Genomic DNA, 23,820 nt, shown 5'->3' with positions numbered 1-23,820 from the left:
CGGACTTATTCGTCGGCCTTCTTGTCTTTTTCGCGTTTTTCTTCGCGGCGAAGTTTGGCGAGCTTCGTGCAGGCACGCGTCTTCTTAAGGCGGCTGAGGTGGTCAATGAAGACGGTGCCGTCCAAGTGATCGATTTCGTGCTGCAGACAAATGGCGAGCAGGCCTTCGGCTTCAATGTCTAACTCCGCTCCCTCAAGGTTCTGCGCTCTGACCTTGACTTTGGAGGGACGCTTCAGATGCTCGTAGAGCCCCTTGAGCGAAAGGCAGCCTTCTTCATGGTCGACAAGTTCGCCGCCTGTTGAAAGAATAAGCGGGTTGACGAGAACAATCAGATCGGACTTGTCTTCGGAAACGTCAATGACAACGATGCGTTTAAGGACGCCCACCTGATTGGCTGCAAGGCCAACGCCCGGCGCGGCGTACATCGTTTCGGCCATGTCTTCTGCGAGTTTGCGCAGTTCATCATCAAATACGGTGACGACTTCGGCTTTGGCGGCAAGAGTGGGATGCGGATACTGAAGAATGGGCAGCTTTGCCACGGCCAACGGCTCCTAAGCAGGCGATTCGGGGCGCTCGACGAAAGCACAGGAAGCGCGCCGAGTCATAAAAATGAAAGAGTCTCGGGTTGATAGCCGTCCCGAGAAAGTCGGAATTATAGGTATTTCAGGGACGAAGGTGATGCGTATGTCTGGTGAGTTCCGCTTTTGTTCGTCAGCAGCTTTCCGCTCGGCGAAGTGAATGAAAGGCAGGGTAGCAATTAAGGAGAGTCGGCTAGATACTCGGAAAACATTGAAATTAGAGGCCTTCTCGGCAATTGCTCCGGGGCGGGTTTTTGCGAGGGACCGTGTGTTTGCGGGCAAAGGATGCCATAATGCCGCCCAAATCATCCTCCGATTCGAGTGAGGATGCGTATGAGAAAACACAGCAACAAAATGCCGCGGTCCTTGCAGTCCGGTTTCTTGTCGGATTCGGATCGCGCACATTGGAGTGACGCATGGGCCAGACTTTAGTCATCGCAGAAAAGCCTTCCGTTGCGGGCGACATTGCCCGTGCGCTCGGCGGCTTTAAAAAGGACGGCGATTTTTGGGTCGGCGAATCGATGATTATCGGCGCAGCCGTCGGTCACCTGCTTGAGATCAAGGCGCCCGAAGAGTATGACGTCAAGCGCGGTAGGTGGTCGTTTGCCAATCTGCCCGTTGTGCCGCCCTATTTCGATTTGCAGCCGATCAAGAGCTCGCAGGCCCGCTTTGAGTCGCTTGCTAAGAAGATTCGCAGTAGAACCGTGACCGACATCATCAATGCGTGCGACGCGGGGCGAGAGGGCGAATTGATCTTCCGTTACATCATTCAGGCGACGGGGACAAAGAAACCGATTCGCCGCCTGTGGCTGCAGTCGATGACCAAAAGCGCCATCCAGAACGCTTTTACCGAATTGCGCTCGGACGAAGAAATGAAGCCGCTCGAAGCGGCGGCTCGAAGCCGTTCGGAAGCTGACTGGCTCGTTGGCATCAACGGCACGCGCGCGCTCACAGCGTTCAACTCCAAGGAAGGCGGTTTTTTCCTTACGACGGTCGGACGCGTTCAGACACCGACGCTCGCAATTGTTGTTGCCCGAGAAGAGGAGATCACGCATTTTAAACCGGTCCCCTATTGGGAGGTGCACGCCGTTTTTGGTGCACAGGCTGGCGACTATGCGGGGATTCGCGTCGTCGATCCTTTCCAGAAACCCAAGGGGGCGAGTGATTTAAAGGCCGAGCGCATTTGGTCTCTCGAAGAGGCGCAGGCTATCGTCGACAAGTGTGCCGGTAAGCCTGGTGTCGTCACGGAAAGCTCTAAAAAGACGACGTCGTTGTCGCCCGCACTCTTCGATCTGACGAGCTTGCAGCGCGAGGCGAACAGTCGCTTCGGGTTCCCTGCGAAGATGACGCTTGCCATCGCGCAGCGCCTTTATGAGCGCCATAAAGTGCTCACCTACCCACGTACCGATGCGAGAGCGCTCCCGGAGGACTACTTGCCGACCGTTCTCGAAACGATCGGGCATATCGGCAAGATGGACGCCTACAGCGGCTTCTCGCGGGCCATTCTCGACAACGGCTGGGTCAAGCCGGACAAGCGTGTTTTCGACAACACCAAGATCAGCGACCACTTTGCCATCATTCCGACCGGTGAGTTGCCCAAGTCGCTCGAAGAAACTGAGCAGAAAGTCTACGATCTTGTCGTGCGCCGCTTCATGTCGGTGTTTTACCCGGCTGCCGAATACAACGTCACGACGCGAAAGACGATTGTGGAGAACGAGTGCTTCCTCACGGAAGGCAAGGTGCTCGTGAAGGCCGGGTGGCTCGAGGTGGCGGGCCGCGCAGGAAAGACTTCTTCAGATCTCGTTCCCGTAGGCGACAAGGAAGTTGTTTCGACGCTTGAGATGGAACTCAAGGCCGACCAGACGCGTCCGCCTGCGCGCTTCACCGACGCGACGCTCCTCACTGCCATGGAGTCGGCTGGTAAGAAACTCGAAACGGGCGAGCTGCGCGATGCTATGGCTGAAAAGGGGCTCGGTACGCCTGCGACGCGTGCGCAGACGATCGAAGGTCTTATTGAGCAGAAGTATCTGCGGCGCGAAGGCCGTGAGCTCATTCCGAATGCCAAAGCCTTCCAGCTCATGCAGCTCGTGCGCGGACTTCGCATTGACGAACTGACGCAGCCCAAGCTCACCGCCGAGTGGGAGCATAAGCTTTCGCTGATCGAGCACGGTCAGGTTTCCCGCGAGTCCTTCATGGAAGAGATTCGCAAAATGACCAACGAGATCGTTGCCGCCGCCAAGCAGTATGAAGGCAACAGCATTCCTATCGTTAATCCGATTCATTTCAGGAACCGGTGCCCGGCCTGCGGCGGCGAAATCGTCGAGAATTATCGTCGCTTTGCCTGTACGACGCCCGACTGCTACTTTTCGCTACCCAAGCACCCGTCGGGTCGTGCATTCGAGCCCTTTGAGGTCGAGGAGCTGCTTGCCAATCATCGCGTCGGCCCGCTTTCTGGATTTCTGAGCAAGCGCGGCTTCCCCTTTGAGAGCGAGCTTATTTTGGAAAAGGATCCGGAAACGCAACAGTGGGGGCTTCGCTTCGATTTTGAGGAGCGCCCAGAAATCGCGCCTGAGGAATTGCAGAGTGCGCAGACGGTCGGCACCTGTCCGGTCTGCGGTGCGCGCGTGCTCGACCTCAACGAGCAGTACGTTTGCGAACATGCGCTCACGGATCGCAAATGTACCTTCCGCGTAGGCAAGGTGATTTTGCAGCGACCGATTTCTGCCGAAGAAGTTAAAGCGCTCCTTGAAGAGAAGCGTACGCCGCTCTTGGACGGCTTTATCTCGAAACGTACCAACCGTCCTTTCAAGGCGTTTCTTGTTTATGACGCACGAAAGAAGAACGTTGGCTTCGAGTTTGAAAAGCGCGAGAAGACGGAAAAGGCCGATAAGGTTGAGAAAAGCGAAAAGGTGGTCGAAGATGCCGCCGAAAAGCCCGCAGTCCGTAAGCGCGCCGTGAAGTCGGCCGCAACCAGGCGGACGGTCAAGGCGAAGTAACGCTTGTGCCCTTCGGGTACCCGTTCAAATGGAAATAAAAATGCCGAAGCAGTCTCGATGAGGCGCTTCGGCATTTTTGCGAGCTCGTTTTCGGAGTCGTTAGCTTTATGCAAGCGTACCGCTCGACTTAAGGGCGTCGCGCTTCTTGTTGCGAGTGACGAGGACTTGGTCGATGCGGTTGTTGTCGACGTCGAGTACTTCGAACGTATAGTCGGCGCAGACGACTTTGTCCGTGCGCTTCGGAATCTTGCGCAGCATGTACATCATGAAGCCCGCAACTGTTTCGTAGGCGGAGTCTTCGGGCAGTTCGTCGATTTCGAGTGCATGCTCCAAGTCATCGATCGGAGTCGAACCGTCGACAAGCCACGTATCCTCATCGCGTTGAATGATTTGAACGTCGTCGGCTGTGAGTACGAGGTCGCCCATCACGGTTGACATCACGTCATTGATGGTGATCATGCCAACCAAGAGGGCGTATTCGTTGATGATGACGGCGAAGTCTTCGTGCGTGCGCTGAAAGACGTCGAGCACTTCGGAGAGCGTGAGCGAATCCGGAATGAAATGGCAGGGCTGCACGAGGTCCGAGCCTTGGAAGGTGAGGGGCTTCTCGTCGAGCACGCGCCGCAATAGATGCTTGGAATCGACAAATCCGATTACGTGGTCGAGATCCTTGTCGCATACCAAAAAGCGGTTGTAGGGAACGGTGGCGATTTTTGCTCGGATGCTGGCTTCTGTTTCGTCGAGCGTGAAGTAGACGATGTTTTCGCGAGGCGTCATGGCAGAGGGCGCGAGACGGCTTTCAAGCTCAAAGACGTTCTGGATGACGGCTTCTTCCTGCGGGGCGATGACGCCGGCTGCAGCGCCCGCGCCAACGCTTGCGAGAATGTCTTCGGAAGTGATCGTTTCCTGGCGCATCGTCGGTACGCCGAGCGTTTTCAGGCAGGCGTCCGAGAGCTTCTCAAGCACGAAGACAATCGGGCGCAGAATACGGATGAGAAAACGCATAGGGCGCGCTGTTGCCATGGCGATCGTTTCAGGGCGGGCAATGGCAAGACGCTTCGGCAACAGGTCGGAAAAAATGACAAAGAGTGCCGTCGCTATGACAAAAGAGATGATGAAGGAGACGTTGCTGAGGTCGTGGTTGGGCAAAAGACGCTTGAAGCACCACTCGAAAAGCGGCGAGAAAGCAGCGTCACCCACAATGCCGCCCAAAAGCGTCACGGCGTTGACGCAGACCTGAAGCGCGGAAAAGAACTGCCCAGGGTGCGATTGAAACTCAAGCGCAACAGCGGCGCGGCGGTCTCCTTCGTCAGCTAGCGCTTGAAGTCGTGTTTTGGAGGCTGCGGCGAGCGATATTTCTGCCGATGAGAAAAAGCCAGCCGTCACGACGAGCAAAAACAAGCACGCTACCTGAACATATGAGGACATAAACCACCGAAAGAAGTGAAGGAACCACGCATTCTAACACATTAACGAATTGATATTTTTCGAAATTTGAGAGTTATCCACAGCGTTTGATCGTGATGCGCGGTTTGTCGTAGAGCGCTTGCAGAAAAACGACTTTTGTCAGAGGTACATCACTTTTTCCATGCGCCAGATCAGGTTTAATCTTCGATTAGGGGTACACTAGGCAGTGCGGTTTGTGGGTTCGAATTCTTGGATTCGTTTGTAAGACTAGCAAATACATTATATTTTCGGATAAACCACAAAACCAATTTTCCCGGAGGGATTGGTTTGCGCGGCATGCTTGTCGCTTCGGAACAGACAGATGCAATCGCGACTAACGATATTGAGGGACGCTATGAATTCGAAGCTTCTTTCCGTTGCCGTTCTTTGCGGCATGTGCTTCAGCGCGACGGCTTTCGCCGGTCCGACGCTCGACAAAATCAGGGCTCGCGGTGAGCTCGTCTGCGGCGTAAACACCTCTGCGCCTGGTTTTGCCGCCGCGAACAGCCAGGGCAAATGGGAGGGGCTCGACGTCAATCTGTGCCGTGGCGTGGCAGCTGCGATTCTGGGTGATGCGGACAAAGTGAAGTACGTGCCGCTCAGTTCCACGCAGCACATGACAGCGCTCGGCTCCGGTGAAATCGACATGCTCGCGCGTAACACGTCTTGGACGATGACGCGCGATGCAAGTCAGGGTGCGGCTTTCGTCGTTGTTTCCTACTACGACGGGCAGGGTTTTATGGTGCCAAAGGCGTTGGGTGTCAAGAGTATCAACGAGCTCGACGGTGCAACAGTCTGTGTGCAGACGGGAACTACGACGGAAAAGACGACAGCCGACTACTTCAACTCGCACAAGATGCAGTACAAGACGGTCGTTTTCGATACGACCGAAGCGACACAGAGCGCTTTTATTTCTGGACGTTGCGATGTCTACACTTCAGACCTTTCCGATTTGGCGGGCGTCCGCACAGTAGCGCCCGATCCTTCGAAGTTTGAAATTCTTCCCGAGACGATCACGAAAGAACCCCTTGGGCCAGCCGTTCGCCGCGGCGATTGGGAGTTTTTTGAAATTGTTCGCTGGTGTTTCCAAGCCTTTGTTGGCGCAGAAGAGTACGGCGTGACGCAGGCGAACGTAGACGAAGTTCGCAAGACGGCTACGGATCCCAATGTCAAACGTCTTGTGGGCACGGGAGAGGACATGGGGCGCATGCTCGGTCTCGACAAAGACTGGTCGTATCGTCTCATTAAGCAGGTCGGTAACTACGGCGAATCCTGGGAAAAGTATTTCGGTCCCAATTCGGCGCTCAATCTGCCGCGCGGTCTTAACAAGCTCTACAAGGACGGCGGCCTTATGTATGCACTGCCGATCCGTTGAGTCGCGCTGTCGGTATCGGTGATCCGAGGTGCGTTCCTGCAGCTTAAGCGCATGTCGGGCGCAACTTTCCCAAAGGCTCCCCTGCAAGCGGGCGGAGCCTTTTTGAGATTCGGAACAAGATAAGCGGTTTTTATGTTTCCCAAAGACAAGTTGGACGCGTCGGGTGACGCTTCGTGGCGCAGACGCGAGCAGGTACGGAAACGCCGGGAATTTTTCCTGCAAGCGCTCTTCGTCCTTGCGCTCCTTTTGGTGGCGGGCTTTTTTGTTGCCAATGTCGAGAGCAATTTGGCAACGAAGCACGTTCGGAGCGGCTTTGGCTTCATGAGCGACCGCGCGGGCTTTGAGATCAGCGATCAACTGATTACTTACTCGAGTAGCGACCCGCTTTGGAAGGCCTTCCTCGTGGGGCTCCTCAACACACTCAGAGTGGCTGGCCTCACAATCATTACCGCGACGATACTCGGCGTCGTGGTCGGCCTTATGCGGCTTGCGAAGAATCCGTTGTTGCGTTTTCTAGGCGCGGCACACGTTGAGGCATACCGCAATATTCCGCTTCTCGTTCTCCTGCTGGCGCTCTATCTTGTTGTGACCGAACTTTTACCCGGTGCGCGCGAGGCGTTCCATGCGGGCAGCTGGATTTATCTCGCTAAAACGGGACTTTATCTTGCTGTGCCTCAAATTGGGACAGCGGCTGTTTTGTTGGCGCTCGGTGCAGGAGGTGCGGTTGCTGCTGGCGCTTTTGTTCTATTGCGGCGCAAGCTTTCCGTTTGGATGGCAGCCGTCTGGTCCCTTGCGGTTTTTGCCGTTGTGTGCGTGTTTGCATGGGTTTCCTGTGGGGCTCTGAGCGGTTGGGATCATCCGACGCAGACGCGATTCTCCATGCGCGGGGGGCTACAGATTACGCCTGAATTTCTTACGCTCTGGCTCGGTCTCACGCTTTTTACGTCTGCTTCGATCGCAGAAATCGTGCGTGCGGGGGTGCAGTCTGTTCGAACTGGACAGTGGGATGCTGCGTACGCGCTCGGATTGACGCATTCCGATGCCGTAAGTTACGTGATCTTTCCGCAGGCGCTGCGCCTAATCGTACCGCCGCTGTCGAGTCAATTCATGACGCTTACGAAAAACTCGTCGCTCGCTGTGATGGTCGGTTATCCGGACCTCGTTAATGTCGGGACGACCGCACTGAACGTCACAGGACAGGCGCTCGAAGTCATCTGCATCATCATGCTTGTTTACTTGAGCGTCAATCTGGTGATTTCCGTTGTCATGAACGCTTTCAATGCGCGCGTCACGGCGGCCAAAATTTGAAGCAAGGGGTGAAGCGATGAATCCGAATTGCGAAGCGTCCCCCGTGCAAAGTGAAGGGTTTGGCGAGCGAATCCGCTCACGGTTTTTCTATTCGCCGATCTCGTCGATCCTGAGTATTGGTATTGGTGCGGCACTTGTCCTCATTGCTGTTTTACTTTTTAAATGGGGCATTCTCGATGCAGTTTGGGCCCCTGATCTGCAGATGTGCCGATCTACACAGGGCGCCTGCTGGGGTTTTGTGGCAGAAAAGTGGCGCCTTATTCTTTTTGGGCGTTTCCCTTATGAGGAACAGTGGCGAGCGGCGACGGCGACTTTGCTCGTCGTTCTGATGCTCATCGCAACGGCGGTTCCCGCGTTATGGCGAAAGCCGAGAGCTCGTTGCCTATTGCTTGGCTGGGTTATCGTGCTTGGCGCTTTCTTCGTGCTCATGTACGGCGGCGTTGCAGGACTTTCGTCCGTTGACACCGATATGTGGGGTGGACTGCCGCTCACCATTATCGTGACGCTGATTGGGATGGGGGTTTCGTCGCCGATCGGTATTCTCCTTGCAATTGGGCGGCGCAGCCGCCTGCCCGCGATTTCATTCGTTTCCACCGCCTACATCGAACTCGTGCGCGGAGTCCCGCTCATCACAGTGCTTTTTGTGGCGACCTTCGTTTTTCCGCTCCTTTTGCCGAGCTGGATGCAGATTGATGCTTTCTGGCGCGTGACATGGGCAATCGTCCTCTTTCAGGCCGCCTACATGGCTGAGACGGTTCGCGGTGGTCTACAGACGGTTCCGCAAGGGCAGATTCATGCGGCGAAGTCGCTCGGCCTCACAACCGTTCAGTGTTACGTTCATGTCATTCTTCCGCAGGCACTCGCTGCCATCATTCCGGCATTCGTCAACAGTCTGATTTCGTGCTTTCTCGATACGTCGCTCGTGACAATCGTATCCATGTACGACCTTACGGGGAGTCTGCGTCTTGCGTTGGGCGACGCACAATGGCGCGCCTTCTTCATTGAAGGCTATATATTCATTGCCGCTGTCTACTTTGTGTCTAGCTTTGCGGTTTCCCGCTACAGTCAGTGGCTTGAGAGACGCGTTCTAGGCGGACAAAGGCATTCATCTCATTAAAGTTGAAAATGAAGTTTCACGAACACATCATTCGGGTCGGAGAACCTGGTCTTCCTGGACCGTCCCGCGAAGATTTCTGGCGTGGCGTCGTTGCGTTTGCCAAGCGACCGGAGGCTTTCTACGGTGAAATCGCTTCGAGCGAACTCGGTGCGGAAGAGTCGGGAGAAAATGGCGAGCGCTCATTTACGCGTGTCGTACGCTTTCAGTCGGGCGGACTTGCCTTTGAGGAGCGTGTTGTTCTCGACGATAAAAAGCATGCGTACCGAACGTTTTTCAAGGGTGATGCTGAGCGGCCCGCTTCGGATTTTTCGATCGAACTCGCCGAACCCGAACCCGGTAGTCTTTTCGTTCGTTTTACATACAACGAGGAAGTAGTTTCGGGTGCACCTATACTGCCGCCGATGCTCGCAGGTCTTCGTAAACAAGCTTATGAAGCCAAGGATATGCAGGTCGTTGAGGGTATTCTGCAGTTCCTCGCGCGCGACTGAAGTCGTTGCGTGCGAAGGTAGAATTTCCGTTTTGCTTTTTTTTTTGCGGGCGCAGCAGCTCCAAGGAGCGGCGGGCGTCCGCTTTTTGATTGAGACGGTCTCGATATGACCCAATCCACACTTTCGGCTCATCTGCTCGAGCGGCTTTCAACGGATATTGCGGCAGCGCCTCGACAGGTTGTTGCTGCAGTCGAGCTGCTCGACGGTGGGGCTACCGTCCCTTTTATTGCGCGTTATCGAAAGGAAGCGACGGGCGGACTTTCTGACGATCAGCTCCGACTCCTCGAAGAGCGCCTGATATATCTGCGCGAACTTGAGAGTCGCCGCGAAACCATCCTTTCGCAGCTCGAGCTGCAGGGAAAACTCACCGATGAGTTACGTGAAGACATTTCCCGCGCCGATACCAAGCAGGCGCTCGAAGACATTTACGCTCCCTTCAAGTCCAAGCGCCGTACCCGCGCAATGATTGCTCGAGAAGCCGGGCTCGAATCGCTGGCAGACCAGTTGTTTGCAGATCGCTCGCTTGTGCCGCTTGAGGCGGCAGCTAAATTCGTCAATGCCGATAAAGGCTTTGCGGATGCGTCGGCAGTTCTCGGCGGTGCACGAGACATTCTTGCCGAGCGGTTCAGTCTGGATGTGACGCTGCGAGAAGCACTTCGTCGGTTTCTCGCAGCAAGTGGCGACCTTGTTTCTCGTGCGAACACCGAAGTGTCGAACGACGAAGCCGAAAAATTTCGCGACTACTTTGATTATCGAGAGCCCTACGAGCGGGTGCCGTCGCATCGCGCGCTCGCGGTCTTTCGCGGCCAACGGGAAGGGTATCTCAACCTTTCAATTGAGCTCTCCGAGGCCGATGAGTCACTGCCGAAGCACCCGTGCGAGCGTTTGATTGCTGAGCATTTCGGTATCGGTGAAGGGGACTATCCCGGCGAGGAATGGCTGCGAGGTGTCTGCCGCTGGGCTTGGCGAGTCAAGTGCCGTACCGCGATCGAGGGTGATCTTTTCGAGGCACTGCAGCAGCGTGCACAGGAAACCGCCATTTCTGTTTTCGGCGACAATCTCAAAGATCTGCTGCTCGCGGCGCCTGCTGGCAACTATGCGGTCGTAGGGCTCGATCCGGGGTTCCGCACAGGTGTGAAGCTCGCTGTGATTGACAAAACGGGGCGCGTCCTCGCGCATGACGTGCTGATGATGCATACCTCGAAGCAGCAACTCGAGCTCTCAAAGGAGAAACTTTCTCGCTACATTCGCGCGAGCAAGGCAGCGTTCGTTGCGATCGGCAACGGTACGGCAAGCCGCGAAACCTCGCAGATCGTGGGCGAGGTTCTCAAAGCTGATCCGTCACTTGGTGCGCGACGCGTGATCGTGAGTGAGGCGGGGGCCTCCGTGTATTCGGCTTCCGAGCTTGCCTCGCAGGAGTTGCCGGGGCTCGATGTGAGTTATCGCGGCGCCGTTTCGATTGCTCGTCGTCTGCAGGATCCGCTCGCTGAGCTCGTCAAGATTGAACCCAAGGCAATCGGTGTTGGTCAATACCAGCATGATGTGGATGCAGGCAAACTCGAGAGGCGCCTCAACGCCGTCGTCGAGGACTGTGTGAATTTTGTGGGCGTTGACGTCAACACCGCAAGCGCTGAGCTTTTGGGGTACGTGGCAGGTTTGACAAAACGCGTAGCCAAAGAAATCGTGTCGTATCGCGAAGCCAACGGACCTTTTGTCGACCGCACGGAGCTTCTCAAGGTCCCGTTCTTGGGAAGTGCGCGCTTTGAACAGGCTGCGGGTTTTTTGCGCATTCCGGGCGGACGCAATCCGCTTGATGCGACGGGCGTACATCCGGAATCCTATCGTCTTGTCGAGCGGCTCCTACAGAAGACAGGTCGCAAGAGCGTACTCGAACTCATGGGCGACGCGGCCTTCTTGCGCAGTCTTCGTCCGGCCGACTACGCCGACGAGCGCTTTGGAGTCCCGACGGTTGCCGACATTTTGAAGGAGCTTGAAAAGCCCGGGCGGGATCCGCGCGCCGAATTCAAGTCGGCCGACTTCAATGATGCCGTTCAGAGCATCGAAGATCTTCGTGTAGGCATGAAGCTTGAGGGGGTCGTGACGAATGTCGCGGCTTTTGGCGCCTTCGTCGACATCGGCGTGCACGATAACGGTCTTGTGCATGTGTCCGCCATGGCGGATCGATTTGTGAAAGATCCGCGCGATGTCGTGAAGGTCGGCGATGTCGTTAAGGTGACGGTGATCGACGTCGATCTCAAGCGGCGTCGCATTGCACTTTCGATGAGAAGCGATGGTGCTGCAGGGCCCTCTTCGAATCGCTCGGCTGGGCACAAGTCGAGCGGGAAAGACAAGGCTGCTCAACAAACTGCGCTTGGGGCTGCCTTCGCTGCGTTGCGCCGCTGACGTGGATTGCTTTATTCGTGTTAGGCGAATAAAAATGCCGGCGGCATGTTCTGCGGCCGGCATTTTTTTGAAACAAAGCGTTTTGGATTAGTCTTCGAGCTTATTCGTCAGATCAATTTCGTGAGGTTTCTTCTGGATGCGCTCTTCGCCGAACTGCATGAGCGCATTGAGGATGATTGCGCCGAAGGTTGCCGTGCCGATGCCGCCAAGCGTGAAGTTTCCAAGGTGCAGCGTAAAGTCTCCGCCACCGAGGATAAGCGTCACGGCCGCGACGATGAGGTTGCGGTTGTCTCCGAAGTCAACGTGATTTACAACCCAGACGCGGGCGCCGGCAACGGCAATCAGACCGAAAACGACGATCGAAGTGCCGCCAAGGATAGGCTGAGGAATCGTCTGAATGACGGCGCCAAACTTCGGCGAGAAGCCAAGAACGATGGCAAAGCAGGCCGCAACCGGAAAGAGAAGCGTCGAGTAAACACGCGTGGCAGCCATTACACCGATGTTTTCACCATAGGTCGTTACGCCGGTGCCGCCGAAGGAGGCGGAGAACATCGTAGCAAGGCCATCGCCCAAAAACGCGCGGCCCATGTACGGGTCGAGGTTGCGGCCGGTCATGGCGGTGACGGCCTTGATATGGCCGAGATTTTCGCCGATGAGAATGATGACGACGGGGACGATGAGCGAAATCGCGCTCGTGGAAAAGGTCGGTGTGGTAATCGTCGGCAATCCGAACCATGCAGCGTCGGAGATTTTTTGGAAGTTGATCGGCGTGCCCATGCCGAGACCGTTCGTGAGGACGGCGTAGATGACGTACGAGAGCGATAGGCCGACGAGAATCAGAAGTTTCTGAACAAAGCCACGGGTGTAGACTGCAACGCCCCCGACGCAGAGGACGGTGAGCAGCGCGATCCACGCATCAAAGTCGGTCGAACCGACGCTTTTGACCGCAGTCGGTGCGAGGTTAAGACCGATGACGGCGACAACCGCCCCGGTGACAACGGGCGGCATGAGGCGCTCGATCCATTTGACGCCCGTTGCCATGACGATCAAACCGACAACGGCATATATCAAGCCACAAACGATGATGCCGCCGAGCGCCACAGAGATGTTCGTGTTCGGACCGGAGCCTGCTGCGTAACCCGTAGCGGCAATCACAACACCGATGAAGGCGAATGAACTGCCGAGGTAGCTCGGAACGCGGCCGCCCACGAGAATGAAGAAAATGAGCGTACCGATGCCGCTCATCAGAATGGCCGTGTTTGGGTCAAAGCCCATGAGAATCGGAGCCAGGATGGTGGAGCCGAACATCGCCACGACGTGCTGAACGCCGAGCGCCAGCGTTTGCCCGAGAGGCAGTCGTTCGTCCGGTGCGATGATGCCTTCGGTCTTAAGCTTCCACTGCGGGAAATAACCCATTTTTTCAACTCCCAAAAATAACTGCGACTAATGCGCACAAACGGTTCCTATTTTAGGCATCGGTCGTAACGTTTTGTAACTTCAACTTTCGGCTTTGATCGCTTCGCTGGGGCAAAAGCGTGCAAGGGCACTGTTCGTTAAAATGGCGGCCTTCAGCAATGGATGAACGGAGCGGTGCGCGGCGCTGTCCGTCGTCCGCTTCAATTCGCAAAAGGCTTTATGAGTAGTTCCAATCCCGCATTGGTTCGCGACGTTCAGAAGCGCCGAACCTTTGCCATCATCTCGCATCCGGACGCGGGCAAAACCACGCTGACGGAAAAGCTGCTGCTTTTCGGCGGCGCCATTCAGATGGCGGGCGCAGTCAAGGGTAGAAAGGCCTCACGGCACGCGACTTCCGACTGGATGGAGGTGGAAAAGCAGCGCGGCATTTCGGTGACGAGTTCCGTCATGCAGTTCCACTATGCGGATCACGTTATCAATCTTCTTGATACGCCGGGTCACGAGGACTTTTCCGAGGACACGTACCGTGTACTTACCGCGGTCGACGCTGCTGTGATGGTGATCGATGCCGCCAAGGGTGTCGAAGCTCAGACGATTAAACTGCTCGAGGTTTGTCGTCTGCGCAATACGCCGATCATCACTTTCATCAACAAGCTCGACCGAGAAGTGCGCGATCCGCTCGAACTGCTCTCCGAAATCGAAAGCGTTCTCAAGTTGCAGTGCTGCCCGATCACTTGGCCGATCGGTATGGGTAAGACCTTCCGCGGCGTTTTTTCGCTGCAGAAAAACCGCCTCGTTCGCTTTACGGCGGGCGAGGAGCGGCTTTCGGGCGAAGCGCACGAAACGATCGAAGGGCTCGACAATCCGCGTCTTGATGAGCTTTTCCCGCTCGAGATGCCCTATGTACGCGAGTCGATCGAGCTTGTCGAGGGGGCTACGGAGCCCTTCAGCCTCGAGCGTTTCCTGGCTGGCGAGCAGAGCCCCGTCTTTTTTGGTTCGGGTGTCAACAATTTCGGTGTTCAGGACGTGCTCGACGCACTCGTTGCGTGGGCGCCGTCGCCGCAGCCGCGCGATGCCGGTGCTCGCTTTGTCGAGCCGACTGAAGAGGACTTCACCGGGTTCGTCTTCAAGATCCAGGCCAATATGGATCCGCGTCATCGCGACCGCATTGCATTCTTCCGTGTTTGCTCGGGACGCTACCAGACGGGCATGAAGGTGCAGCACATCCGTGAAGGTCGTGAAATGAAGATTCCGAATGCGCTTACTTTCATGGCGCAGGACCGTGTCATCATGACCGACGCCGTCGCGGGCGACATCATCGGTATTTACAACCATGGGCAGCTTCATATCGGCGACACGTTGACTTCGGGCGAAAAGCTTGCCTTTACTGGTATTCCGAACTTTGCTCCGGAACTGTTCCGTGCGGCGCGAAGCAAGGACCCGTTTAAGGCCAAGCAGCTGCAAAAGGGGTTGCAGGAGCTCGGCGAAGAAGGCGCCATTCAGGTCTTCACGGGTGAGTTCGGTAACATCCTTCTCGGTGCCGTTGGGCAGCTGCAGTTCGAAATCGTTGCGCAGCGCCTTTCGACCGAGTACAAGGTTGATGCCATCTACGAGTCGACCGACGTATCGACGGCTCGCTGGCTATCTTTCCCGGATGAACGTACTCGAAAGGACTTCGAAGCCGAGCAGGCTGCGCGTCTTGCGACCGACGTCAACGGCAACGTCGTCTATCTCGCGACGTCGATTTACAACCTGGAGACCACCATGAAGCACTGGCCTCAGGTGACGTTCCACACGACACGCGAAATGAATCAGACGTTCAACTGAGCGTAGGTTTCTTCAAAAGAAGAGGGGCGCCTGCAGGCGCCCCTTTTTGTCAGATAGTCGTTGATACGTTGCTGCGTTGAGTGTTAGGTTCCCGTTCTTGTGTGCCAGCGCAGCGACGAACCGAGCTGGTTCAGTCCGAGACGACGGTGCGCGATTTCCACGATGTTGTTTTCGACGAGAACGTTGGATTCGGCACCGACTTCGCAGCCGGCTTTGTTGTCGTAGAGCTGATAAGACGATCGTGTTTGCTGCGGTGTAATGTTCGGCATGATGACATTGCAACCATGCAGAATGCCTTTGATGCGGCCGTTGGGCTCAAGGGTTTCCAGAGCCGTTGCCGCGGCAATGTTGACGTTTCGCATCATGAGGCGCGTTACCGCAATCATGTTGAGCGAGAGCTGCATGAGCTGCGCTTTGGGAAGCATACCTTCAGACACCATGTCGGCACCGTTACTCGTGATGTAGGGCCCCATGCCGATCATGTCCGCGTCAATGCGCTCGAACGTTCGAATGTCTGCAACGAGATCTTCGATTGTCTGGCCTGGCAGACCGATCATGACGCCAGTACCCACTTGATAGCCTGCGCGACGCAGATCTTCAAGCGCGCGGTAGCGATGTTCAAGCACTTTTTCGTTCTTGCCGGGTGTGCAATGCAGTGATCGGAAAAGCGTCGGATTGCTCGACTCAATGCGAAGGAGGTAGCGCAGTCCGTTTGGGTTGCCGCTCGCTTCGGCCCAATAGCGATAGACGTCGTAAGTCTGTTCGCCTAAGCTCAGCGTGATGCCGAGCCCGGACGGAAGCGCATCGTTCACGGTACGTGCGTGAATCTTTTTGAGAAGGTCGGCGATCCACTCGATCCACTTCGGATCTCGTCTCTCGCCTGCCTGAATAGCGATCGAGCCGTAGCCGCTGCGCGCGGCGAGTTCCGCACATGCAAGAATGGTTTCTTCCGAAAGCGTGTAGCGCTCGACAGCGTGATTGTTCTTGCGGATGCCGCAGTAGCGGCAATTGGCCGTGCAGATGTTGCTGATCTCGATCAGTCCGCGCAGGTACACATTCTCGCCCAGCAGTTCGGTCGTGAGCGCATAGGCGCGCTCCTGGAGCTGTCGACATTCGTCTGGGGCCGTGAGCGAAAGGAGACGGGCGGCTTCCTCATCTGTGAATGTCTGCTGTTCGAGAAGTTGGACAAGCGGTTTGGTCATGGCAAGAAATAGCAGGTGATCCAAGCTTTATTCGTTGCGCCCGTCTGAACGGGCGAGCGCTGCGCGGTACGCGGCGAGCGCTTCGGGATGGCAGGAGAGAACGCGCTCGAGCACGCCCTGTAGGAAACAGATCGTAAGGCCGTAGTTGGTCATCGGCACGCCTTGGGCACGAGCGCGGCGAAGGCGCATCAGAAGATGACGACGTGTAACGACACATCCGCCGCACTGAATGAGGACGGCGTAGGGGGTAAGGTCGTCGGGGAAGTCCTTGCCGACAGCCACTTCGATTTGAAGATTCTTTCCGGTCTTCTCGCGAAGCCAGCGCGGAATTTTGACGCGGCCGATGTCGTCTTTTTGAGGGTGATGGCTGCAGGTTTCGCAGATGAGGACACGATCGCCGTCTTTGAGGCTCGAGAGCGCTGCGGCGCCTTCGGCGAGCAAGGCGATGTCGTTCTTTGCATAGGCAAGCTGCACGGAGAAAGTCGTAAGCGGCACGTTTTCGGGCGTTTGCTTCGCAACCGAAACGACGACCTGCGAGTCCGTCATTACGAAAGCAGGCGGTCGCTTGAGCTCGTCGAGCGCTTCGGCTACGCGGTCCTCTTGAACAACAAGTACCTTGGCATGCACGTCGAGCAGTTCGCGGATAGCTTGCACCTGCGGCAGGATCAGGCGTCCCTTGGGCGCCCCCGTATCAATCGGCGTTACGAGGACAGCAGTATCGCCTGCTTTGGCAAGTTGTCCTGCAATCGGGAGGTCCGGTTCGGTTTCAGCGTCGGCAACCTGAATAATCGCTTCTCGTAGTGCGTCGATGCCACTGCATTCGGCTGCATCGGTCACGACGACGGGCAGACCGAAAGACTTTGCACGTGCGAGAAGAGCTTCGTTCGGAGCTGCTAGCCCCGATTTGTTGAGTACGAGGATGGCAGGCGTGCCAAGTGATTGCGCTTTGCGCACGATACGCTCATCGTCTTCGCTGATCGCTTGTGTCGAGGCGACGATGAGTGCAATGTCAACCCATTCGAGAACGGCGAGTGAGCGTTCGATGCGAGCCGCGCCGAGCGAGCCGACATCGTCAATGCCAGCCGTGTCGATGAAGACTACAGGGCCGATGGGGGCAAGCTCGCAAGCTTTTTCTACCGGATCGGTTGTCGTACCTGGGACGTCGGAAACGATCGAGATGTGCTGATTCGTCAGGGCGTTGGCAAGTGAGCTCTTGCCGGCATTGCGCCTGCCGAAGAGTCCGATATGAAGGCGCAGTCCCTTCGGGGTTCCCAAAACCATAGGCATCTTTTGCCTCTCTCCAATGAAAACGGGGCGATCGATTATCGATCGCCCCGCTTCTTATATCACGAAAGCCAAACAGCTATGGGAGCCGTTACTTTTCGATGTTGGTGCGGATAACGTCGCGTTCAAGCCACGTCGGCGCATGGTGTTCGGCGGCTTCCCAGGAGATGGTACCCGGACCAAGACGCCAGATGCCCTTGAAGTGTTCCATCGAGAGCAGAGCGAGCGGGATGTGCGCGCAGACAACCAGCACCGAGCAGATGATCGAACCCCAGACATGGAAGTAGAACATCCACTTGTAGACGAGCTTGCCCGTCACGGGCGCGCCGATCCACAGCATCCAGCCGGTAACAGCCAGCGCGGCGACCATGCCGATGAAGAGGAGGTACGAGGCTTTCTGACCGCCGTTGTAGCGACCCTGCGGCGGAACTTCGACCGGGCCGAACGGGATCTTGAAGAAGCGACGCGGATAACCACCGAAGTTGCGGAACCAGTAGATCGTATTGCGGTCCCATTCCAGGCAAGCACGCAGAATGAGAGCAAAACGGTCCGGAGCCAGCACGATAAAGGCGAGCAGGTTGAACGTGAAGATGGCGCCCAGGATCAGGTGGGCAAGCATCGTCATTTCAGCCGCTTCATCGGAGGGGTTGCAGAAATACACGTACACGCCCGTGAAAAGAAGGGCGAACCACGTGATGGCGTTCAAAGAATGAAAGACCTTGTCCGGCGCATGGAAGCGGAGGATGCGGTCATTGGGGGCGGCGTTCGTATTAGACATGTTCGGCCTCCAAAGTCGCGAGCATGGTGCGCGGATAGTAGTGGGTGTGAAGCAGCTCGTGCATCGTGTGGTCGACCGGCTTCGTGCCGAGGTCCTTGTACACGGACATCACGACTTCGTTCTGGTGCGAGGACGTCAGACCCATGGCCTGGCAGAGCTTGTCGTCCTTGTAGAGACCAGCCTGACGGGCTTTGATGATCTGGCCGCGGCGGGCAACCATGTCACCGATGGCCCAGCCGCAGACGACGGCCGCACCGACGCAGAGGCCGCAAACCTTCAGAAAGCCGCGGCGCCCGAGAATGAGGGCGGCCGGGCGTTCGGCGTACGAATAATTTTCAGAAAGCAGCATTTTTATTCTTTCCTTGCGTCTGAATTAGATACGGAGCGGCAGGGGCATCGTCGGATGCAGCCAAGCGGTGCCTGCGGACTGGACCGGCTGGCCGCCACCGTTGACGCAACCGCCCGGGCAGTTCATCACTTCGATGAAGTGGTAGCGGTTCTTGTCGACGCGGACGCGGTTGAGGACTTCCTTGAGGCCCTGGTTGGCGCCGTTGACCACGCAGACGCGGACTTCAAACTTCTTGCCGCCGAGCGCCTTGATGGGCACGGGAATCGTGGCTTCAACGATAGCATTGTCGTAGCCGCGGACGATTTCGATGTCGGCGTTCTTGAGCTCTTCGCCAGAGAGGGCGAAGTAGGCCGTGCGCAGAGCGGCTTCCATAACACCGCCCGAGCAGCCGAAGATCGTGCCTGCACCCGAGTAAACCTCGAGGGGCTTACGTTCGCGGGTCTTCGGTTCAAGCAGCGGGTTGATGCCCTTGCGGCGCATCAGTTCGGCAAGGTCGCGGGCCGTGAGCGAGGCGTCAATGTCCTGGAAGGACGGCGTGTCCTTCGGAATGTCCTTGTTGGCAACGAGGTAGCGCCAGGCCGTGTTCATTTCCGGGCGAGCGGCTTCGAAGATCTTGGCCGTGCAGGGCGTTACGGAAACGAAGTAGATCTTTCGGGGATCACACTTAAGGATGTACTTGGCAGCCCACGTCTTGGCGAGCGTGCCGCCCATCTGCAGCGGCGACTTAGCCGTCGAAAGATGCGGCAGCATGTCGGCGTGATACGTTTCGGCGTTCTTGATCCAAGCCGGGCAGCACGACGTGAAGTGCGGGAACGGGTGCTTGGCCATTTCGTCGACTTCCGGACCGCGTTCGCCGAGGATCCAGTACTGGATCTTCTTGACGAATTCCGTGCCTTCTTCAATGATCGTCTGGTCAGCCGTGCTGTTGCAGTCGTAAACGACAAAGCCCATCTTTTCAAGAGCGTTGACGAGCTGTTCGGTCGAGAGTTCGCCGGGTTCACCGCCGAATTCTTCGCAGATCGAGACGCGAACGGCGGGCGACGGGTGTGCGACGACGATGCGGTCGGGGTCATTGAGCATGCGTTCGACTTCGTCAACGAAGCTCATCTGTTCGATAGCGCTGAACGGGCAGGCAATGAGGCACTGGCCGCAGTAGACGCACGCGTCGTCCACGATTTCATGCTTGGCGCCGAGACCGCCCTTAATGGCGTCGGTCGGGCAGAACTTGCGGCAGGTGTCGCAACCGACACACTTGTCCTTATTGATGTGGATGATGCCGCGCAGCTCCCCCTTACGGAGGTTGCCTTCATAGGCGGGACCACTTTCCCCGTGGGCGTTATCGCCCGGCAGGAAGGTAGTGACCTGGATCGTATGGGACATTGAAATTTTCTCCGGAATTGAAGAAGCGGCTTCGAACGGGAATTGAGGCCCCAAACGTTCGCGCTGCTTCTCGTTCTTCGCGTTCGGCATCGTCGTGCCGACAGCGACGCACAAACAAATTCTTGTTCGCTGCGCGCGGGGTCGTCGGCTGCGTAAAAAGCGATGCCGCTCTTGGCTGAGCAAGGGCAGGTCTGTCGGGAAATCGAACCGCGACAAAGGCCCTCTGCGAAACAAGCCAATTCTACGAGAGGCGACAGAAGCGGACTAGTGTGAACTAATACAAAAGAGGTAGTTTTAGAGTATTACTCGTACTGCCGAAACAAATGTTTCTATTTGTCATTTAATCCAAATCAAATACGTCTGTTTCGCCTTTGCAAATGGCTAACCATATGAATCAAAAGAAAACCTGACTAATTTGATCGGGTTTTGCATATCTGCTTACGTGGGGGTGCGTACGAAAAAACGGAACTTTCCGTTAAGGGAAGTTCCGTTTTATCGAACAAGCTCAAGCGCAAGCGCAAATGCTTACATGTCCTCTTCCTTGAGCGGTGCGCGTAGCTCGGCGCGCACATTGTCCATGGCCGAGTAGAAGGCCTTCATCATGACGAGACCGAGGAACTTGCCCGCTTCGGTCACGACAATTTTGTCGGGATCGCTCGGGTCATTTTCGATCGCGCCTGCAAGGCGCAGCCCGAGCATTTCCTTGAAGAGATAGCTGTCGATGTCGACGCCGTGCACGTCGCGGAAATACTTTCTCGAGAGGCGGTGCGAGAAGAGGCCGAGCATCAGACGGTACTGTACGATTGCGTGCTTGTCGAACTGGCGGCGGCGTTCGACGCCCGTGTTGCCTTGTGCGATGCGCTCGCCGTAGCGGCGCAGACTAAAGGTGTTCACGTAGAGACTGTCGCCCAAGAAGCTGAATGCGCCCGAACCGATGCCGAGGTATTCGTCGTAGTCGACTACATATTCGTCGAACCCTTCGTCGTGCGTACGGCCGAAGGTCCAAGACGTCAGGTGCTGATAGTGGTTGCCGAGCGTGTCGACGATCGTGCGGTACTGGTCCGCAAGCTGATTGCCTTTGGCGGCAATAGCGCCCTTGACGCTCTTTCTCGTCTGCGACGTGATCATGAGCGGGTAGGTGGTCACCTGACGCGGATTAAGGCGAACGATCTTCTCCATGTCGTCGTGGATGGAGTCGAGAGTCTGGCCTCGGAAGCCGAACATCATGTCGACGTTGCAGGTCGGAAAGAGCTCCTTGGCGTACTGCAAGCGTTCGTAGATCTGTTCACCCGAGCCGAACTTCTCGTAGCGGTCCGAGAGCTTCAGGATGTCGTCGTTGAAGCTTTGCACACCGATCGACATGCGGTCGACCAAACCTTTGAGGTTGCGGAAGGCGGGAGTTGTGATGATCTGCGGGTCGGTTTCGCAGGATACTTCGCGGATCGACGGGAAAAGCTTCTTGGCGTACTCGATCGTTTTGATCAGTTCTTCCTCAATGATGGTCGTCGTACCGCCGCCCACATACATGGAATGGAAGTCGTAGCCGAGCGCCTTCACATAATCCATTTCCTTGCGCAGATTGACGAAATACTCGCGAGCCTTCCACTCCTTGAAGATGAAGCGGTGGAATGTGCAGTACGTACAGAGCGTTCTGCAGAAAGGAATGTGTGCGTAAAGCAGGTACTTGTGACCGTCCTGAGGAGGCGGCGGATTCTTGAGAATGACCGGATCGCAGTGCAGGTAGCGCTGCGTGTAGTAGTCCATCACTCGATCCGTAACGCCGATCATCCATTCGGGCAGAAGCTTGCGCGGCGCCGGGACGTAGCGTGAAGTTTCGTTCATGTCTGTCATACCGCCGTAAACGGCGACCGAAAAAAGTCGATTGTACAAAAGGGAACCGAGCGGCGCAGTGTATCCGGCCGCTCGGAGTGTGCTTCTTCAAAGCTTCTTAGCCGTGCGTTGCGTAGAGCTGCTCGATTTCCTTCTTGAAGCGCTGATTGAGCGGACCGCGCTTGAGTTTCAGCGTAGGAGTGAGGAGCCCGTTTTCGATAGTCCAAGGATCCTTCGTGAGGACGATCGCGCGCGGCAGCGCATAGTTCGGGAAGTTTGCCGCCGCAGCCTTTGCACGCTTGAGTGCGGCGCTCTTTGCTGCGGGCGATGCCAAACTCGCTTCGCCAGTGGGTTCGAGTCCGAGCGAATCCGTTAAGCGTTGCCACTCAGCGGGATCCACGACAGCAATGAGGCTGATGTAGGGTCTGCCTTCACCCAAAATGAGCGTCTGCGAGAAAAGGGGATCCGTCTCGATTGCTGATTCGAGATCCGCGGGCGGGACCTTCTCTCCCGTGGAGGTCACGATGATTTCCTTGATGCGCCCCTTGATCTTGAGAAGGCCTTCGGGTGTGAATTCACCGACGTCACCGGTTCTGAGCCAGCCGTCCTTCGTGAAGGCAGTGGCCGTATCATCGGGGCGGCGCCAATAGCCCTTCATGACGGAGGGGCCGCGAACTTGAATTTCACCGCCTTCGCCCAAGCGAACGTCGAGATTGTTGAACGGTTTGCCGACCGTATCGGGCTGATTGAATTCGACCGAGTTACCAGCGATGATCGGACTCGTTTCCGTCATGCCGTAGCCCTGAATGATGGGTAGGCCGAGACCACAGAACGTCCGAGCAATTTTCGGATTGAGTGCTGCGCCGCCGGAAATCGCGATGCGCAGCCGTCCGCCGAACTGCGAAAGCAGCGTTGAGGCGACTTTGCGCATCAGAAAGCCCCGCACGAAACCATCAAGCCAGGCACGTCCAGAACGTTCAACAGGCATGCGGTTCTTTTTGCAGAAATCGCGCCAACCGACTTCGACAGCCCAGTCAAAGAGGTAACGTACCGCGGCGCTTGCCTTGGCGAGCGTGTTCTGCACGCGCGCGTAGATGCGCTCGTAGACGCGAGGCACCGAAATGATAACGGTCGGTCGAACGGTCTTGAGGTCTTCGGCGAGAAGCAGGATCGAGCGGTTGTAGACGATCGTGCAGCCTGTAGCAAGCGGCAGGTAGTAGCCGGCCGAACGTTCAAAGGTATGCGACAGAGGCAAAAACGACAGGAAGATGTCGCCGTCTCGAGGCGAGACGCATTCGAGAGTCGCCTTGACGTTGCTCACAATGTTCTTATGCGTGAGCATCACGCCCTTGGGGCGACCGGTCGTCCCTGACGTATAGACGATTCCGGCAAGGTCGTCTTCGAGCGGGCCAGCAGGAAGCTCTTCGGTCTGCGCCTCCCGTGCGAGCCAGTCTTCCAGCGTAACGATTTCGACGGGTTCGTGCGACTGGATTTCTTCATGCGGGTCGGGGTCGGTAACGATCACGAGCCGCAAGTCCGGAAGGTCGACGCCGGTGTTGAGAATTTGGCGCCAGCGAGCAACCTTGTTCGTAACGAGTGCTGTGGCCTGACTATCGATCAGGATGAACGCACAGGCGCCCGGGGTATCGATCGCATGCAGTGGTACGGGCACAAGGCCGTTGGCGAGCGCACCCTGATCGGCACAGACGGTGTCGACGCCATTGGGCATCAAAATAGCAACGCGGTCGCCGCGGGCAAAACCCGAGGCCTGCCATGCATGGCGCCAGCGGGCGACTTCGTCGCCGAGCTCGCGATAGGAGACGCTCTTCCAGAGATTGGCTTTCCGATCGTATTGACGCAGCGCTTCCCTGTCCGCGTAAGTTTCAATGCTGCGGTTTAGAAGTTCTGGCAGCGTGGTCAGTCCGTCGAGTTCGCTTGATCGACCCATGATTGAGTTCTAAAGATTGAATTGGATTCGTTCGCTTTCGGGGCCGATGTCAGTGGCCCCGGAAGCGGCGATGAGGCGGCATTGCCGCAAATGCA

The 23,820-nt window shown here is 56.7% G+C and carries 17 protein-coding genes; 7 read left to right on the top strand and 10 right to left on the bottom strand.

From position 1 onward, the window contains the following. Positions 1 to 5 precede the first annotated feature (5 nt). A complete protein-coding gene (def, locus tag H6A60_RS00815; protein ID WP_205101440.1) occupies positions 6 to 539 on the bottom strand; it encodes a peptide deformylase in 534 nt (177 codons plus the stop codon). 455 nt (positions 540 to 994) lie between these two features. On the opposite strand from def, the gene H6A60_RS00810 reads away from it, so the two are divergent. Further along, on the top strand, positions 995 to 3,574 hold the full coding sequence (locus H6A60_RS00810) for a DNA topoisomerase III (RefSeq protein WP_205101439.1): 2,580 nt from the start codon (positions 995 to 997) through the stop codon (positions 3,572 to 3,574). A 105-nt stretch (positions 3,575 to 3,679) separates the two neighbouring features. Here H6A60_RS00810 and paeA read toward each other — a convergent pair whose 3' ends face one another. Next, positions 3,680 to 4,975 carry a polyamine export protein PaeA gene (paeA, locus tag H6A60_RS00805; RefSeq protein ID WP_338054817.1) on the bottom strand — a complete coding sequence of 432 codons (1,296 nt, stop codon included), beginning with the start codon at positions 4,973 to 4,975 and terminating at the stop codon, positions 3,680 to 3,682. 400 nt (positions 4,976 to 5,375) lie between these two features. On the opposite strand from paeA, the gene H6A60_RS00800 reads away from it, so the two are divergent. From H6A60_RS00800 to H6A60_RS00780, 5 genes are all read left to right on the top strand, one after another. Further along, positions 5,376 to 6,395, top strand: coding sequence for an amino acid ABC transporter substrate-binding protein (locus H6A60_RS00800; RefSeq protein ID WP_205101437.1), 1,020 nt, complete (start codon positions 5,376 to 5,378; stop codon positions 6,393 to 6,395). A gap of 132 nt (positions 6,396 to 6,527) precedes the next feature. Then, a complete protein-coding gene (locus tag H6A60_RS00795) occupies positions 6,528 to 7,703 on the top strand; it encodes an amino acid ABC transporter permease (RefSeq protein WP_205101436.1) in 1,176 nt (391 codons plus the stop codon). A gap of 403 nt (positions 7,704 to 8,106) precedes the next feature. Next, positions 8,107 to 8,820 (top strand): amino acid ABC transporter permease, encoded by a 714-nt coding sequence (locus H6A60_RS13710; RefSeq protein WP_338054816.1) that lies wholly within the window; start codon positions 8,107 to 8,109, stop codon positions 8,818 to 8,820. Positions 8,821 to 8,828: 8 nt separating this feature from the next. Continuing rightward, complete coding sequence (locus tag H6A60_RS00785; protein ID WP_205101434.1) at positions 8,829 to 9,308, top strand: AtaL-like protein; 480 nt, start codon at positions 8,829 to 8,831, stop codon at positions 9,306 to 9,308. A 105-nt stretch (positions 9,309 to 9,413) separates the two neighbouring features. Continuing rightward, positions 9,414 to 11,711 carry a Tex family protein gene (locus tag H6A60_RS00780; RefSeq protein ID WP_205101433.1) on the top strand — a complete coding sequence of 766 codons (2,298 nt, stop codon included), beginning with the start codon at positions 9,414 to 9,416 and terminating at the stop codon, positions 11,709 to 11,711. An 87-nt stretch (positions 11,712 to 11,798) separates the two neighbouring features. Here H6A60_RS00780 and H6A60_RS00775 read toward each other — a convergent pair whose 3' ends face one another. Beyond that, positions 11,799 to 13,127, bottom strand: coding sequence for a solute carrier family 23 protein (locus H6A60_RS00775; protein ID WP_205101432.1), 1,329 nt, complete (start codon positions 13,125 to 13,127; stop codon positions 11,799 to 11,801). Between the two features lie 219 nt (positions 13,128 to 13,346). On the opposite strand from H6A60_RS00775, the gene H6A60_RS00770 reads away from it, so the two are divergent. Further along, a complete protein-coding gene (locus tag H6A60_RS00770; protein WP_205101431.1) occupies positions 13,347 to 14,954 on the top strand; it encodes a peptide chain release factor 3 in 1,608 nt (535 codons plus the stop codon). A gap of 83 nt (positions 14,955 to 15,037) precedes the next feature. Here H6A60_RS00770 and hydE read toward each other — a convergent pair whose 3' ends face one another. The 7 genes from hydE to H6A60_RS00735 all read right to left on the bottom strand — a co-directional run bounded on the left by hydE (position 15,038) and on the right by H6A60_RS00735 (position 23,725). Next, complete coding sequence (hydE, locus tag H6A60_RS00765; RefSeq protein WP_239477495.1) at positions 15,038 to 16,180, bottom strand: [FeFe] hydrogenase H-cluster radical SAM maturase HydE; 1,143 nt, start codon at positions 16,178 to 16,180, stop codon at positions 15,038 to 15,040. A 3-nt stretch (positions 16,181 to 16,183) separates the two neighbouring features. Next, positions 16,184 to 17,443 carry a [FeFe] hydrogenase H-cluster maturation GTPase HydF gene (gene hydF, locus H6A60_RS00760; protein WP_239477494.1) on the bottom strand — a complete coding sequence of 420 codons (1,260 nt, stop codon included), beginning with the start codon at positions 17,441 to 17,443 and terminating at the stop codon, positions 16,184 to 16,186. Positions 17,444 to 17,531: 88 nt separating this feature from the next. Continuing rightward, on the bottom strand, positions 17,532 to 18,218 hold the full coding sequence (locus tag H6A60_RS00755; RefSeq protein ID WP_205101430.1) for a cytochrome b/b6 domain-containing protein: 687 nt from the start codon (positions 18,216 to 18,218) through the stop codon (positions 17,532 to 17,534). Continuing rightward, positions 18,211 to 18,567: an iron hydrogenase small subunit gene (locus H6A60_RS00750; RefSeq protein WP_239477493.1), complete on the bottom strand. Its 357-nt coding sequence runs from the start codon at positions 18,565 to 18,567 to the stop codon at positions 18,211 to 18,213. Before H6A60_RS00750 ends, H6A60_RS00755 begins: the two co-directional genes overlap by 8 nt. Before the next feature lie 24 nt (positions 18,568 to 18,591). Further along, positions 18,592 to 19,947 carry a [Fe-Fe] hydrogenase large subunit C-terminal domain-containing protein gene (locus tag H6A60_RS00745; RefSeq protein WP_205101429.1) on the bottom strand — a complete coding sequence of 452 codons (1,356 nt, stop codon included), beginning with the start codon at positions 19,945 to 19,947 and terminating at the stop codon, positions 18,592 to 18,594. Between the two features lie 525 nt (positions 19,948 to 20,472). After that, positions 20,473 to 21,789 (bottom strand): coproporphyrinogen III oxidase family protein, encoded by a 1,317-nt coding sequence (locus H6A60_RS00740; RefSeq protein ID WP_205101428.1) that lies wholly within the window; start codon positions 21,787 to 21,789, stop codon positions 20,473 to 20,475. Positions 21,790 to 21,895: 106 nt separating this feature from the next. Next, on the bottom strand, positions 21,896 to 23,725 hold the full coding sequence (locus H6A60_RS00735; RefSeq protein WP_205101427.1) for an AMP-dependent synthetase/ligase: 1,830 nt from the start codon (positions 23,723 to 23,725) through the stop codon (positions 21,896 to 21,898). Positions 23,726 to 23,820 lie beyond the last annotated feature (95 nt).

This window comes from Sutterella massiliensis (assembly GCF_016899755.1).
GTDB classification, from domain to species: Bacteria; Pseudomonadota; Gammaproteobacteria; order Burkholderiales; family Burkholderiaceae_F; genus Sutterella; species Sutterella massiliensis.
The sequence above is the reverse complement of the archived record's forward strand: the minus strand, read 5'-3'. Positions and strand labels throughout refer to the sequence as shown.